This window comes from Euzebya sp., from assembly GCF_964222135.1.
Taxonomy (GTDB): domain Bacteria; phylum Actinomycetota; class Nitriliruptoria; order Euzebyales; family Euzebyaceae; genus Euzebya.
Window position 1 is genome coordinate 1 of the sequence record NZ_CAXQBR010000034.1, and the last position, 14,179, is coordinate 14,179.

Here is a 14,179-nt window from a genome sequence, read left to right on the forward strand (position 1 = left end):
CATGACCCGGCGGCGGGCATCGATCAGGGGATGGGGAGAACTGGTGGCCGCCCGTGGGGACCTTCTCGTGGCCACCGGTGGGGACATCTGATGTCCGCCAGTGGGGAGGTTCTCATGTCCGCCGACATGGCGAACCGGCATCACCGCACTGCCTCGCTTGATCGGCCTCGAACCGAGCCTTTCCCGTGCCCAGGAGTACACCGCCGACCGCTGCGCGGCCCGGTACGTCCCCGAAGGGGCGCGTGGGCTGGTGGTGGTGTATGCCGGCAAACGGGTGTACCGCCACGTCGACGTCGATGCGTACCGGCGGTCGGTCGCTAACCATCGTGACGGGCTGTGGCTGCGCCTGGCCAATCTGTTCTCCTCCCATGCCGTCGGGTTCCGACGCCTCCAGGCCCTGTCCGCAGTCGACCAGGAAGGCTGGGACGTCCATGGCCGCATGCTCTGACCGCCCCACCATGGCAAGGTTGGACGGCCCGCCGCCCGGATGCCGCCACGTCCCCGCCCGCCCGGACGGGAGGGATGCCGACGTCGGTGCCTTCACGGACTCTGAAGGGCTGCGGCGGCTGTTGTGGCGTCTGCATCGTGCAGGGGAGGGGGCGTGGCGTGAGGACGCCGAGGCTGCCGCGCTCATGGGGTACGTCGCTGACCGGTACGCCGCCCTGGCCCACAAGCACGGCCACCACCCCGAGGACGCGGCTGCGGCGGCGTTCGAGGCGATGCTGACCGGGGCGACGCGGACCGCCGCAGACCCGTGGGCGGTCATCACCGTCGCGGTCCGCATCACCCTCATCGCCCAACAGCGAGCCGACGGGCTCTTGACCTCAGTTCCCCGGGCCAGGCGTGCCAGCTACTCGCGGTTCCACGATGCCGAACGGTTCGCTGACCGCGACACCGACCTGGCCGACTACCACCCAGCCCTGCACACGAGCGACCCGATCCACACTGCCGAAGCACCACAGGGCCTGTGGGTCGTCGGGCAGGCCAGCATCCTCCTCACCGACCTGGGGTGGCCGGCGTCGTCGGCGCGGATGCTCGTGGCGCACATCTGCACCCGGCTCGCTGACATCGGCAGCCGCACGGCCACCTATGAGGTGCTGCGGCGCGACAAGGCCATTCGGGCCCAGCTCGACGTTCCCCACCGCTGTTGGATCGCGCTGCTACGGGCAACCCTGGGCCATCCCACCACACCGGGACCGCTCAGCCACGGGATCCTCGCACGGCTTCTCGCCGGTGAGTCCGTCGACGACCTCGGTGACGACACCGCACTCGTGGCCGTGATCCGTGACGGCGCCGCCGCCCTCGGTGGCCTGAACGGGAGGACGTTCGCGTGACCGCGTCGAGTGGGTTCATCGAGTTGGACCGGGCCGTCGAGTCGATCCGTGTGGGCCGTCGGCACCGCCACGACCTCGGTGACCTCTCCACCCTCGTCGCCTCCATCGGCCAGGTCGGTCTGCTCCAACCCATCACCATCAGCCCCGACGGCACCCTCATCTGCGGCGCCCGTCGTCTCGCCGCCGCCAAGCAGCTCGGCCTGAAACGGGTCAACGTCTGGGTCCGCTCCGGCGTGTCGAGTCCGCTCGAGCAGCTCCTGGCCGAACAGCACGAGAACACCCTCCGCAAGCCCTACAGCCCGCGCGAGGCCGCGGCGCTCTACCGCGAGCTCAAGGCGCTGATCGGCGAGGACAACGCCCGTCGTCAGGAGGCCAGCCGCTTCGGCGGCGACGGGGACCCCTACGGTGGTGCCAACTTGGCACCACCGTCGGACCGCAAGTCCCGCGCCCAGGCCGCACAGCTCGTCACCGGCCGCAAGTCCTACACGACTCTGGAACGCATCGGGGAGCTCGAACGCCTCGCCGCCGACGATGACATCCCCGAGGACCTGCGAGCGCTGGCCGCCGAAGAACTCGACGGCATCGAGACCGACGGCAAGGTCTACGGCCACTACCAACGGGTGATCGCGGCACGAGACCACACACCACCGCCCACCGACGACGTCGACGACGATGCCGAGGAGGCCGCTGAGCCGGAACCTCCTCCGCCACCGAACCAGCCCACGGCTCATGCGGCCACCGCTGCGCCGCCGCGACAACGGACTCGTGGCGTGCGCTCGTTCCTGCTGACCTGGAACGCGATGGACGGCTGGGCCGACCGCTACGACCCGGACCACATCGGCCCCGCGCTCACGACAGACCAGTGGGCGACATTCGAGACCACCGTGACCGCCACCGTCGCCTTCCTCCACACCGCCCGCAAGGCCCGCGCAGCTACGGAGTACTGAGCGGACATGCCCACCCTTCCAACCATCAACCGAACGGACCCTGCCATGCGTCGCCGCATCGCCATCCCCGTCATCCTCCTCGTGGTCCTGGGACTCGGCGCCATTGCGGCGCTGAGCCTGCGATTAGCCGTCGGCGTCTCTCGTGCCGACAGCCCGTACGCCAGCCCGTCGGCGGCGACCGCGCGAGGGCCCACCGCGCCGCCCAGCCCGGACGACGCACCGCCCCTCGACGAGGTCGCCGATGGTGACGATGACATGTCGCAGCTCGTCACCTCTGCTGATCCGGTGGTCTACGCGACCGCGCTCACCGAGGTGCTGTTGACCTGGAACACCACCAGCCAACCCTCTCCGCGCACCGTCGCCGAGACGATCATGCGCCACGCCGACCCTGACAGCCCGGACGGCGACGAGCTTTCCACCGACCTCGCCAACTACCTGCCCTCCGACGCGGCATGGCAGGACCTTCGCCGGCACGCCACCCGCCAGACGGTGACCGTCCACACCGCCACCGTCCCGGACGCCTGGGCGGCCATCCAGGCGTCAGCCCCAGCTTCGGATCTGCCGCCGGGCACCACGGCGGTGACGCTGCAGGCCACCCGGCACCGGACGGGCGTCTGGGAGGACGACGAGGTTCACACCAGCCACCCGATCACGTTCACGGTGTTCCTGGAGTGTCCGCCTCCGGATGCCCCGTGCCGCCCGGTCCGGCTGTCGCGTCCAGACGCCGCCCTGTGACCCGCGGCCCTCGTGCGTCGGGTCGGCTCGCCGTGCTCCTCGTGGTTCAACACCGGCGCGGACGGGGTGGTCCACTACGGAGAACGGCTGGAGTCGGAGAACGGCTGGAGTCGCGTGCTGCAGCCCATGGACGTGAGGTCGTGGTGGGGGACCGTCGGGATCCCGTCCGGGCTCGGAGATGATCGACGCTACGATTCTAGGTATGGGTGTCGGTCAGGCTGAGCGCGTCGCGACGGCGTCAGAGATCCGCATCCACGCCCAAGCGGTCCGCGACGCGTTGGCTGACGCCGGCCTGCACAACCCTCGGATCGCCGAGGACGGGTCGGTCGTGGTGCACAGCGACGTGCCGTCCATGGTGGTGTTGGGGCGTGTCACCACCCAGCTGCACGTGATCGTGGGCGACCACGTCCGGGTGTTCTTCGACACCACTCCGGCCGCGGCACGCTGGGCCACATCGCCGCTGTGACCTACCTGGAGGCGGTCGTTGCCGCGCTCAGGTCGCTCATCGCCCTCACTGACGGGATGACCGTCGCAGAGCTTGGCGCCGATGACATGCGCCTACGCGCGGTCGAGCGGTACTGGGTCCTCGCGGGCAACGCCGCCAAGGCGCACGCCCACACCGCCGGACTGTCCGCGGGGGTCGACCCTGGGCCGGCCTGGCAGGTATCCGCGACGCCCTCGCCCACCATCGCATCGACGAGGTCGACATCGCGCTGCTCCACCACGCAGCCAGCGTAGAAGCCCCCGCGATCCTGGCCGACATCGAATCGTCGGAGGGATAGCCCGACCGCCCACCTCCAGCCGAAGCCATCCGGGCACGGGCGTGCTCTCCGCCTCGCTCTGTCTTGGACCGTTGAAGGGAGCGAACGTTGCGCGGATCGATGCACGACGGCTCCTGACCCATCTACGAGTTCAACCGCGGCCACCTCGTCGTTGGGTTCGGGTTGTGACGAGGACGAACGACCCGTCGACATGTGGCCGGTCGGCCCTGCGCCGACGGGGTGACGCCGCTTCCCTGGGGACACCGGACCCCGATCCAGGAGGAGGCGTCCGTGCCCACCGCGACCCTGCTGCGCCACCGCACCACCGAGCTGACGTCCGCGCCGCCGCGCCGGCGCCCCCGGCGCCTGTTGATCGGCGTCGTGGGAGGGGCGGTGATCCTGCTCGTCGCCGGCTGGTCGGGCCTGCAGGTGCAACCGTCGCCGCTGCCCCCACCGGCCGTCGCACCGGGGGAGGTGCGGATGGTCCCGCTGCCCGACGGCCTGCCTGCCCCGGTGGACCGCTTCTACCGCACCGTCTACGGCGACGGGGTGCCGGTCGTGGACAGCGCGGTGATCACCGGCCGGGGGACCATCCGCATCGCCGGCCTCACCTTCCCAGCCCGGTTCCGGTTCAGCCACGTCAGCGGCCGGGCCTACCGCCACCACATCCAGCTCACCGCGTTCGGTGCACGGCTGACCGCCGTCGACGAGTGGTACGTCGACGGGCACGCCCGCCTCGAGCTGCCCTTCGGGGTCAGCGAGGGACCGAACGTCGACCAGGGCGCGAACCTCGCGCTGTGGGCCGAGGCCGTGTGGATGCCGTCGGTGTGGGTCACCGACCCGCGGGTCCGCTGGGAACCGGTCGACGACACGTCGGCCGTGCTGCGGATGCCCTTCGGGCATGTCGAGGAGACCTTCACCGTGCGTTTCGACCCCGACACCGGGCTGCTCGCGAGCATGGCGTCGCAGCGGTTCAAGGGCGAGGACGACACCGCCAGGACCGGCTGGCTGAACGAGACGCCCGACTGGGGGCACGTCGACGGCTATCCGGTGCCGCTGGTGGCGACGGTGACCTGGGCCGACGAGGACTCCCCCTGGGCGCACCTGCGCACCGAGCAGGTGATCTACGGCGCCGACCTCGACGACTACGTGCGGGTGAGCGGACCATAGATTCCGCGCCCCGCGTAGGCCGCATCCCGTGTGCTGTGGGGCGGTCCCGCATGCGGGACGACGACGCACGTCCGCACGACATCGTCGACACGTTTGTCGAAACCACCGACACGCTGTCGAGCAGCTATGAGGCCGGGGATCTCTCGCCTTCCTTGTCCACCGCTGCCCCGGATCCTGGAAGCCGACGTCGCCGGCGTCCTGCTCGAGGACATCCCGTGGACTGACGCGTCGGTGCGCGGCCTGGCTCAGTCAGCGGCGAAGACCTCGACAGTGAGCAACCCTCGTCGTCCTGTCGCGGTCGAGACGTCGACGTGCCACTTGCAAGCCGCGTCGGCCTGGGTCACCTACCTGGTGGCGACCTCCAGGAGCACCGTTCCAGTTCTCCTCTGGCGTCAGCTGCCGGCCCTTGCGGTGCGATCGCCTCGGAGCCATCAGGACACCCTTCTCAGGTCGAGCCCTCAGTGCCTCCCACCCTTGGTGTGTCGTCGGTCGACCTCCGTCGTGAACTCCGATGCACGGGAGTCGTTGCCCAGCCCGTCGGCGGCGTACTTCGTCGTCCGGGTGAGGCGGGCCGGGTGTACCTGTCTGGCAGGCGTCGTCGTTCGGCGTCGCCCTGACTGGAGGAGGTCCCGGATGAACTCATCGGCGTTGAGGCAATGGTCGAGCCGGATCGCGGTCGCACAGATCTCTATTGCGCCGAACGACTCTGGTCTGCCGGGGATCGCGTCGCTGCGGACGATCGTGGGGGCGATGATGACCGTCGGGCTGGTGTTGTCGGTCCTCGCGCTGATCGTGTCTGCGGTGGTGTGGGGGTTCGGGGCGAACTCGTCCAACCCGCACCTGGCCGGCCGGGGAAAGGTCGGCGTCCTGGTGGCGTGCGGGGCGGCGGTGCTGTGCGGCGCGTCGGTGACGCTGGTGAACTTCTTCTGGGGTGTCGGCCAGGCCGTCTCCTGATGGGCGTCTGTGACGTCCCGGGCGTGTCGGCGGTCTGTGACACCGCCGGAGACGCCGCTACCTCCGTCGCTGCGGCGCCGTTCGCGTGGCTGGCCGACGCGATGGGCGACACGGCCGCCTGGATGATCGAGGGGCTGTGGGCGGTGTTGGACTCCACGACCCGTGTGGATGTGACCAGCGACGCCTACATCAGCGTCTACAACGTGCTGTTCGGCATCGCCGTCTGCCTGGTGTTGATCTTGTTCTTCGCCCAGCTCATCAGCGGGCTGATGCGCCGGGACCCGACGGCGCTGTCAATCGCGGTGCTCGGGCTCGGCAAGGCGGTCGTCGGGGGGTTCTTGGTCGTGTCGGTGACCGCGACGTTGTTGGAGGTCACCGATCAGTTGTCGGTCGGGATCGTGCAGGCGACGGGGTCGACGATGAGCCAGATGGAGGACCGCCTGGCGCTGCTGTTCGTCGGGTTGTCCTCGGCCAGTCCGGCGGCGCCGGGGGTGGGGATCGTGGTGACGATCTTCTTCGCCGGGCTGGCGATCGTGGCGGCGGCGATGGTGTGGGCCAGCTTGCTGGTCCGCAAGGCCGTGCTGCTGGTGGCGATCGTGATGGCGCCGTTCGCGCTGTCGGGGTTGGCGTGGGCGGCGACGCGTGACTGGTTCCGCCGCTGGGCCGCGCTCGTGCTGGCGTTGATCGTGTCCAAGCTCGTCGTGGTCGTGGTGCTGTTGGTCGCCACCGCGCAGGTGTCCGCGCCGATCGCGGCGGATCTTGGGTCGATCAGCGACCCGCTGGCCGGCATCATCTTGTTGTTGGTCGCGGGGTTCGCGCCGTACATGGCGTACAAGTTCATCGCCTTCGCCGGTGTCGACACCGCCCTGGCGATCTCTGCAGAGCAGGACACCAAGCGGGCGGTGACCCCACGCGGTCTCGGTCGGGCACCCCGCGCGGCCACACGGCTGGCCAGGTCACGGGGAAGTGCAGGTGCGATCGGCCAACCGTCCCCGACGACGACAGGCGCGGCAGGTGGCGGGGCCAGCCCTGCCGCCGGCGCTGGCGCGGGTCTCGCTGGCGGGGTGGCAGCGGGCGCGGCGGCGGGCGGAGCGGCGGTGGCGACTGCGGGGCCGCGTCTGGGCCGGCGGGTCGGCGGGGCGTCTGACACCCAGCTGTCCGACGCCCAAGCAGCAGCCCGTCCGGATCGTTCGAGCCGCCCTGCATCTGGCCGGTCCGGGCCGTCGACACCGCCGACGGGCGGGTCATCGACCCCGCCGGCCCGTCGGTCGGGGGAGGGGCGATGAGCGACGCGGCCACACAGTGGACCGAGGCGGTTCGGTTGTCTCGGCTGCCCCGCCGGGGGGTGTTGCTCGGCCTGTCAGCGGTCCAGGTGGTGACGGTGTTGTTCGGTGTGGTCGTGGTCGTCGCCGCGCTGTATGTCGCGGGTGGCCGTGGGGTGGTGTGGACCGCTCCGGTGTGGGTCGGCGCTGCGGTCCTGACGTGGCTGCCCGTCGCCGGCGGGCCGCTGGTGGAATGGCTCCCGATCGCCAGCGGGTGGGTGCGGCGGACGGTCACCGGCCAGCGGGCCTATCGGCGTCGGGTGACCGGCCCACGCGCACGAGGGTCGTTCACCGCCCCTGGGGTGACCGGCCGGCTGCGATACCTCACCGATCCGGACACCGGGGCGGTGGTGGTGCATGACCGCCGCCAGCAGCGGCTGATCGCCGTCGCAGAGGTGACCCATCGTTCCTTCGTGCTGTTGGACCCTGCGGACCAGCAACGCCGGGTCGCCGGTTGGGGTCGGGTGTTGGCGACGGCGTGCCGGTCGGGGCGGGTCGCCAGGGTGCAGGTGATGGAGCGGACCCTCCCGGGTTCCGGGGCGGGGCTCACACGGTGGTGGCAGGCCCATGGGCATGACGACGGGTCGTGGGTGGCCCGCACCTACCAATCGCTGATCGAGGGGGCGGGTCCGACCGCAGAACGGCACGCCACGACGATCTCGGTGGCGGTGGATCTGCAGACGGCACGACCCCGAGGGGCTGGCCGTGGCCTGCTGGGTGCCGCGTCGGTGTTGGCCCGGGAGATGGACGCGGTGTCCAGCGCCCTGGCGACCGCTGACCTTGCGCCGGTTCGCTGGCTGACCGCCCCCGAGTTGGCGGCGATGATCCGCAGCGCCGTCGACCCGCACGCCGCCCCCCGCTTGGACGTCCCGACGCCGACGACGCCGGGTTGTGACCTCGACCACGCCGGTGCGATGGCGGTCACTGAGACCTGGGACGGCCTGCGAACCGACTCCGCGCACCATGCGGTGGTGTGGATCGCTGAGTGGCCCCGGTCACCGGTCACCCCGGAGTTCCTCGCCCCACTGGTGTTGTCCGCCGGGGTGACGCGGACGTTCACATTGATCTGTGATCCGATCCCGACCGCCAAGGCGACCCGTGAGGTGCGTCGCCGCAAGACCGAGCACCTCGCTGATGCCGCCCAACGTGCCCGCATCGGCCAGATCGAGGACCTCCGCCACACCGCTGAGTACGACGATGTCCTCCAACAAGAAGCCGACCTGACCGCCGGACACGGCGCGCTGCGCTACGCCGGCCTCATCGCGGTCTCCGCGGCGACCGTCGACGCGCTGGAGCACGCCGTCGCCCAGGTCGAGCAGGCCGCGGTCCAGGCGTCCTGTGACACCCGCCGGCTCGTCGGCCAACAAGCCGCCGCCTTCGCCGCCGCCGCACTGCCGCTCTGTCGCGGCATCTGAACCCCGTGGTGGGGGAGCGGCTGCACACCTGATCAACAGACCCCGCCCGTCCCGGGCAGGGCTGCGATCAGGAGGAGCGTTGTGATGGATTCGTTGTTCGAGCCGGCCGCTGATGCCGAAGCCGCCCGGATGTTGTTGGTCGACCTGGCCCGTGCCGGGGACCGCTTCGATGACCCGGCTGACGCCTACCGGGTGCTGGCGTCGGTGGTCGACGCCACCCGGTCGCTGCACCGGGTGCTGCACAACCTCGCACTCGCCCACGACCGCTTCGCCGATCGTGCCACCGATCCAGATGGCGACCGGGCCCATGGCCGCCAGCTCGCCGAGACCGCCGCGAGACAGCTCCGGGGCGCGGCTGCACAACTGGACGCGGCGGGCCGCAACACCGACGCGGCCTGGGTCGCCAACGGCCAACTCGTCTGCCCCCCGGCGACATCGCCGACCCTGCTGCGTCGAGCCGAGAAGACTCCGGAGCGGTCCCGGCCGAGCCATGGACCCCAGTTGGAGCGATAGCATGCGGAACGCTGGGGGAGCGGATGCCCTTGGGGGCGACGACGACAGACGCGGCGCGACAATTCGGAGCCGGGCGGGGCGGCTGCGGATCGGGGTGCATCGCGACACCAGCGCCGCGCTGTCCGGCGCGTACCCGTTCCTCGCCGAAGGCGGCCTGGACGCTGAGGGGGTGTTCGTCGGCCACGACCTCACCTCGAACCACAGCTTCACGTTCGACCCGTGGGTGCTGTATCGCCGGGGGCTGATCACGTCCCCGAACGTGGTGCTGGCCGGGATGGTCGGGGCGGGCAAGTCCGCGCTGGCCAAGTCGCTGTACACCCGCTCAATCGCGTTCGGCCGACGCGTCTACGTGCCCGGTGACCCCAAAGGCGAGCACACGCCGGTCGCCGACGCGGTTGGTGGCATCGCCATCGTGCTGGGCCACGGACTGCCCGCACGGCTCAACCCCCTCGACGCCGGTCACCGGCCCGCCGGGGCCGACGGGGCCGCCTGGGAGCTGCAGGTTGCGGCACGCCGCCGTGACCTGATCGGCGCGCTGGCTGAGACCGTCCTGGCCCGACCCCTCGTCCCGGTTGAGCACACCGCCATCGACACCGCACTCCACGTCACCGTCACGGGGTCGGGCACGCCAGTCCTCCCACAGGTCGTCGACCGCATCCTCACCCCCGACGTCGACGTGGACGGCCGGTTGGTCGAGGACGGCCGCCACGTCGGCCATGCCCTGCGTCGCCTGGTCGCCGGCGACTTGCAGGGGCTGTTCGATGGACCGTCGACGGTCCGGTTCGACCCGACCGCACCGATGATCTCCCTCGATCTGTCCAGGGTCGCGGACAACAGCACGCTGATCGCGGTGGTGATGACGTGTGCGTCGGCGTGGATGGAAGCCGCTCTGGCCGATCCTGACGGGGGGCCGCGGTGGGTGGTCTATGACGAGGCGTGGCGGCTGATGGCTCAGCCGGCGTTGCTGCGGCGCATGGACGCTCAGTGGCGTCTCGCTCGCCACTACGGCATCGCCAACATGTTGATCTTCCACAAGCTCAGCGACCTCGACACCGTCGGGGATCGGGGCAGTGCGATGCATGCCCTCGCCGCCTCGCTGCTCGCGAACGCCGAGACCCGGGTCATCTACCGCCAAGAAGCTGACCAGCTCGACGCCACCGGCCGGGCGCTCGGGCTGACCCGCACCGAAGCACTGCTTCTCCCCACCCTCGGCACCGGCCAAGGGCTGTGGAAGATCCAGAACCGCTCCTTCGTCATCCAGAATCAGCTCCACGCCGAGGAGCTCGCCCGCTTCGACACGACGGCCCGGATGCGCACATGAGCCGCACCTCGCGCCGCCGGGTCCGCGACGACAACGGTCATCTGTCGAGGATCGACGTCCACCCTGACACCGATGGGACGCTGATCCTGACCACTGACACCGGGGAGCAGCGTCGAATCCACTCCCAGCAGCTGGGCGCCGCCCTCGCAGCGCACTGCGAGGAGATCGGCGGTCCGGTCACCGTCGCCCTCCACGATGTCGACGGTGGCGTGCACGTCGACACCCTCACGCCACGGACATCACCAGTCGACCAGACGGATCCGCCCCACGATCGGCCGGTGGGGGTCTTCCAGCCCGGTGAGCCGCTGCACGTCGCGGTCGGGGTCCACACCACGACCGCGGACGCCGACGGCCACCCCACTGCCGCACACGACCTCACCCACCCTCACCCGGCGGTCGGCCGCACCGTCCTGATCGGCGAGGCGTCCCACGCCATCGTCTGGCACCCCCAGCCATGAGGACCCCGGGCCACCCCGGCCAGCCGGGCGTCACCGTCGCACTCACCGGCCTGTGTGGCCTCCTCGCCGTGGCGGCGGTGCTCCTCGCCGCCGGCCACACCACCAGCGTCCTGACCGGCCAGCCACCCCCGACCGGCGGACTGGCCGACGCCCTCACCACCCTCACCAGCCCCACCGATCCCGGCAGCCAGCTCGGCAGCCCGACCATGTCGCCGTGGGTCTACTGGAGTGTCGTCGCCGGCCTCCTCGCCGGGCTGGGCATCGCTGGCGGGGCCGTCTGGCGACTGGCCAACTCGATCCCGTCTGGACCGCCAGTCGGCACGGCCACCGTGGCCGATGTCCGCCGGGTCGCAAGCCGCCGCGCGCTCCTCCGTCGCGCCGGCACGCTGCGGCCGTCGCTGGACCGGCCTGTCGCGGCCGATGTCGGGTATCTGCTGGGCCGGGCCCGGGGCCGGGAGGTGTGGGCGACGGTGGAGGACTCGATCCTGCTGCTCGGTCCGCCACGCTCAGGCAAAGGGTTGCACGTCGTCATCAACGCTGTCCTCGACGCCCCCGGCGCCGTCATCACCACCTCCACCCGCCCCGACACCCTCAACGTCACCATCGCAGCGCGTCAGGCGGTCGGGCCGGTCGCCGTCTTCGACCCCCAGCACCTCGCCACCCGCCACGACACCGGGTTGCGATGGTCGATCGTGCGTGGCTGTGAGCTCCCGCACACCGCCATGGTCCGTGCCGCCGGACTCGCCGCGTCTACCGGCATGGGCGGCGGGGTGGTCGACGGTGGGTTCTGGGAGGCCAAGACCCGCATCGCCGTCCAAGCGCTCCTGCACGCCGCCGCCCTCGACGGCCGCGACGCCCGGACGGTCTACCAATGGGCGCTCAACCCGGCCAGCGCCGCGGACGCCGTCCGCATCCTCCACACCCACCCCGACGCCGCCGACGGGTGGGCCGACGGCCTCGACGCCGTCATCACCGCCGACCCGCGCACCCGCGACTCGATCTGGCACGGCGTCGCCCTCGCCGTCGCCGCCCTCGCCGACCCCCGCGTCATGCACGCCGTCACCCCCCACCCTGACGAGCAGTTCAACCCCGCCACGTTCCTTCGAGACGGCGGGACGCTGTACCTGCTCGCCACCGGCACCGGCGCCACCGCATCAGCCGCCCTCGTGGCCGCCTTCCTCGAAGACCTCACCGAAACCGCCCGCACCCTCGCCGCCACCGCACCAGGCAACCGTCTCGACCCACCCGTGCTGCTCGCCCTGGACGAGATTGGGAACCTCGCCCCGCTGCCATCCCTGCCGACGCTGATGGCCGAGGGTGGCGGGACCGGGATCACCACCATGCCGGTCCTCCAATCCATGGCCCAAGCCCGCAGCAGATGGGGGGACCACGCCGCGACCGCGATCTGGGATGCCGCCATCGTCAAGATCATCCTCGGCGGCGGGTCCAACAGCCGCGACCTCACCGACCTCTCCAGCCTCCTCGGCGACCGCGACGAGATCACCTCCTCCACGACCACCGACGCGAACGGGCACCGGTCCCACCAACGGTCGGTCCGACGCGTCCCGGTCATGGCGCCCGACGCGATCCGCACCCTGCCCTTCGGCACCGGCCTGGTCTTGTTCCGCACCGCCCCGCCGATCATCACCACCCTCCGGCCATGGACCACCCGGACCGACCCCACCCGTCGCCGTGGCGCCGTCGAGCCACGAAGAGGACCCCGACGACGACAGCGGACTCGACGTACCGGCCGTCGGCGAGCAACTCGGAAGTGAGGACACCGACGATGGCTGAGCAGCCCACAGAGGCCCTTCACGAGGACCAGGTGGTCGACGCCGAGTCGCCCTCCGACGAGCCACGAGCGACACCGGAGGAGGCGGTGGCGGTGCCGCCACGGCCCTTCCTCTGGGACGAGTTGTCCGCCGACGACCTCGAGCACCGCTGGCACGACCTCGACGTCTGGGTCGACTGGCTGCGTCGCACCTACGGGCTCCCCGCCAGCGTCATCCCACCCGCCTGGCACCGACACCCCGAACTTGTCTGGGAGCTCTCAGCCCTCCACCTCCACTGGCTCGGCTGCTATCACCCGAACAACGACCCCTCCGCCCCGCTGGCCTGGCACCGCGACTTCGCCGACGCCCAACAGCGGCTCCGTGACTGGACCGCCACCAGCGGTACGCGCCTGGACCGCGACCAGCCCACCCACCAGACCAGCTGGCCCGGCGAACCCCTCACCCACCGCGGCGGCGAACGGCCCATCGTGGACCGTCGCGCCGACTTCCACACCCACGTCCACGCCGACGTCACCCAGCGCCGCAACCAGCACTGACCACACGAGTCGGCACCGACCACACCGAGGGCGAATGCCGGATCGCATCAGCCGTTCCGCCGACCGACGCCCTGGCCTGACAGTCAGCTGAGAACTTGAAATTCGTTGACACAACCGTGGCCGTCCACCCGTCTCATCTGGCAGAGTCCCCTGCCGAAGGGGCACGGGCTCACGACCTGACCGGTGACCCATGAAGGGGGAAGCAGATGAACACATCCAGCCTGGTGCGCGGGGGCACCACGACCGCGGTAGCCGCCGCCGTGATCACCACCATCGGCATGACCATCGTCGTGATGACGATGGGTAGCCGATCGCTGGCCGACCTGGCCACCGGCGTGTGGAACTGCAACGCGACGCTGAGCGCTGAACTGAACCTGCGCGACACCCACCAACCCGCCGACGCCCTCGACGAGTCCTTTCACGAGCTCTTCACCGAACCACCCATGGGTGTGAACGTCTTCCCCCACGCCCTCGATGACCCCGAACAGGCCACCCCCTTCCACTACCCCGCCTACCACGGCACGATCTCAGTTTGGCCCGACGGCCGCTTCGAAGCGACCGGGCTCACCCGGGACGCCATCACCGGGAGCTGGACGGTCGACGGCGGCCTTGTCGTCGCCCGCAACGACGACCCAGGCAACCACTACGCCGGCATCGTCGAGGAAGGCGACTCGGACGCGCGCCTCTTGTCGTTTCGCGACTACGGGTCCCCCCGGATGTTCGACTCCCGCATCGACTGGCAAGACCGGGCGGTCACGTTCACGTTCAACAGCAACCGCGAAGGATGGAACGTGACCTGCGCCAAGACCTCCGACACCCCCCGCACACTCGCGGTCGGGCAGTGACTCCCATGGCGAACCGCCATGACACCGGCCGTCGCCCGAGAGTCACCGCGTCCACCGACCCCCCAGCGGCCGTAG

The 14,179-nt window shown here is 70.8% G+C and carries 15 protein-coding genes; all 15 read left to right on the forward strand.

Translation table 11 applies throughout. The features are described 5' to 3' along the window. The first annotated feature begins 157 nt into the window (after positions 1-157). The gene (locus ACEQ2X_RS08475; RefSeq protein WP_370325367.1) at positions 158-448 is read left to right on the forward strand and encodes a M48 family metalloprotease; all 291 of its coding nucleotides are present in this window, start codon (positions 158-160) and stop codon (positions 446-448) included. A 10-nt stretch (positions 449-458) separates the two neighbouring features. Further along, positions 459-1,334, forward strand: a complete 876-nt coding sequence (locus ACEQ2X_RS08480) for a hypothetical protein (RefSeq protein ID WP_370325368.1) — start codon at positions 459-461, stop codon at positions 1,332-1,334. Next, entirely contained in the window at positions 1,331-2,281 is a 951-nt protein-coding gene (locus ACEQ2X_RS08485; protein WP_370325369.1) for a ParB N-terminal domain-containing protein, read from the forward strand. Before ACEQ2X_RS08480 ends, ACEQ2X_RS08485 begins: the two co-directional genes overlap by 4 nt. A gap of 45 nt (positions 2,282-2,326) precedes the next feature. Further along, positions 2,327-3,016 carry a hypothetical protein gene (locus ACEQ2X_RS08490; protein ID WP_370325370.1) on the forward strand — a complete coding sequence of 230 codons (690 nt, stop codon included), beginning with the start codon at positions 2,327-2,329 and terminating at the stop codon, positions 3,014-3,016. 202 nt (positions 3,017-3,218) lie between these two features. Beyond that, on the forward strand, positions 3,219-3,482 hold the full coding sequence (locus ACEQ2X_RS08495) for a hypothetical protein (protein ID WP_370325371.1): 264 nt from the start codon (positions 3,219-3,221) through the stop codon (positions 3,480-3,482). Between the two features lie 586 nt (positions 3,483-4,068). Beyond that, complete coding sequence (locus tag ACEQ2X_RS08500) at positions 4,069-4,947, forward strand: DUF6544 family protein (RefSeq protein WP_370325372.1); 879 nt, start codon at positions 4,069-4,071, stop codon at positions 4,945-4,947. Between the two features lie 633 nt (positions 4,948-5,580). Continuing rightward, positions 5,581-5,901 carry a DUF6112 family protein gene (locus ACEQ2X_RS08505; protein WP_370325373.1) on the forward strand — a complete coding sequence of 107 codons (321 nt, stop codon included), beginning with the start codon at positions 5,581-5,583 and terminating at the stop codon, positions 5,899-5,901. Then, complete coding sequence (locus ACEQ2X_RS08510) at positions 5,901-7,187, forward strand: type IV secretion system protein (RefSeq protein WP_370325374.1); 1,287 nt, start codon at positions 5,901-5,903, stop codon at positions 7,185-7,187. Before ACEQ2X_RS08505 ends, ACEQ2X_RS08510 begins: the two co-directional genes overlap by 1 nt. After that, positions 7,184-8,638 (forward strand): SCO6880 family protein, encoded by a 1,455-nt coding sequence (locus ACEQ2X_RS08515; RefSeq protein ID WP_370325376.1) that lies wholly within the window; start codon positions 7,184-7,186, stop codon positions 8,636-8,638. Before ACEQ2X_RS08510 ends, ACEQ2X_RS08515 begins: the two co-directional genes overlap by 4 nt. A gap of 84 nt (positions 8,639-8,722) precedes the next feature. Beyond that, positions 8,723-9,151 carry a hypothetical protein gene (locus ACEQ2X_RS08520; RefSeq protein ID WP_370325377.1) on the forward strand — a complete coding sequence of 143 codons (429 nt, stop codon included), beginning with the start codon at positions 8,723-8,725 and terminating at the stop codon, positions 9,149-9,151. Then, positions 9,129-10,472, forward strand: a complete 1,344-nt coding sequence (locus ACEQ2X_RS08525) for an ATP-binding protein (RefSeq protein ID WP_370325378.1) — start codon at positions 9,129-9,131, stop codon at positions 10,470-10,472. The genes ACEQ2X_RS08520 and ACEQ2X_RS08525 overlap by 23 nt, the downstream gene beginning before the upstream one ends. After that, positions 10,469-10,930 carry a hypothetical protein gene (locus ACEQ2X_RS08530; RefSeq protein WP_370325379.1) on the forward strand — a complete coding sequence of 154 codons (462 nt, stop codon included), beginning with the start codon at positions 10,469-10,471 and terminating at the stop codon, positions 10,928-10,930. Before ACEQ2X_RS08525 ends, ACEQ2X_RS08530 begins: the two co-directional genes overlap by 4 nt. Further along, on the forward strand, positions 10,927-12,705 hold the full coding sequence (locus ACEQ2X_RS08535) for a TraM recognition domain-containing protein (protein WP_370325380.1): 1,779 nt from the start codon (positions 10,927-10,929) through the stop codon (positions 12,703-12,705). The genes ACEQ2X_RS08530 and ACEQ2X_RS08535 overlap by 4 nt, the downstream gene beginning before the upstream one ends. A gap of 11 nt (positions 12,706-12,716) precedes the next feature. Beyond that, entirely contained in the window at positions 12,717-13,259 is a 543-nt protein-coding gene (locus ACEQ2X_RS08540; protein WP_370325381.1) for a hypothetical protein, read from the forward strand. Between the two features lie 260 nt (positions 13,260-13,519). Then, entirely contained in the window at positions 13,520-14,104 is a 585-nt protein-coding gene (locus ACEQ2X_RS08545) for a hypothetical protein (RefSeq protein ID WP_370325382.1), read from the forward strand. Positions 14,105-14,179 lie beyond the last annotated feature (75 nt).

Excerpts from the sequence above, each read along its gene's own strand:
- ACEQ2X_RS08480 (WP_370325368.1), top strand. The coding sequence starts at position 459 with ATGGCAAGGTTGGACGGCCCGCCGCCCGGATGCCGCCACGTCCCCGCC.
- ACEQ2X_RS08490 (WP_370325370.1), top strand. The coding sequence starts at position 2,327 with ATGCGTCGCCGCATCGCCATCCCCGTCATCCTCCTCGTGGTCCTGGGA.
- ACEQ2X_RS08495 (WP_370325371.1), top strand. The coding sequence starts at position 3,219 with ATGGGTGTCGGTCAGGCTGAGCGCGTCGCGACGGCGTCAGAGATCCGC.
- ACEQ2X_RS08505 (WP_370325373.1), top strand. The coding sequence starts at position 5,581 with ATGAACTCATCGGCGTTGAGGCAATGGTCGAGCCGGATCGCGGTCGCA.
- ACEQ2X_RS08510 (WP_370325374.1), top strand. The coding sequence starts at position 5,901 with ATGGGCGTCTGTGACGTCCCGGGCGTGTCGGCGGTCTGTGACACCGCC.
- ACEQ2X_RS08515 (WP_370325376.1), top strand. The coding sequence starts at position 7,184 with ATGAGCGACGCGGCCACACAGTGGACCGAGGCGGTTCGGTTGTCTCGG.
- ACEQ2X_RS08520 (WP_370325377.1), top strand. The coding sequence starts at position 8,723 with ATGGATTCGTTGTTCGAGCCGGCCGCTGATGCCGAAGCCGCCCGGATG.
- ACEQ2X_RS08525 (WP_370325378.1), top strand. The coding sequence starts at position 9,129 with ATGGACCCCAGTTGGAGCGATAGCATGCGGAACGCTGGGGGAGCGGAT.
- ACEQ2X_RS08530 (WP_370325379.1), top strand. The coding sequence starts at position 10,469 with ATGAGCCGCACCTCGCGCCGCCGGGTCCGCGACGACAACGGTCATCTG.
- ACEQ2X_RS08535 (WP_370325380.1), top strand. The coding sequence starts at position 10,927 with ATGAGGACCCCGGGCCACCCCGGCCAGCCGGGCGTCACCGTCGCACTC.
- ACEQ2X_RS08540 (WP_370325381.1), top strand. The coding sequence starts at position 12,717 with ATGGCTGAGCAGCCCACAGAGGCCCTTCACGAGGACCAGGTGGTCGAC.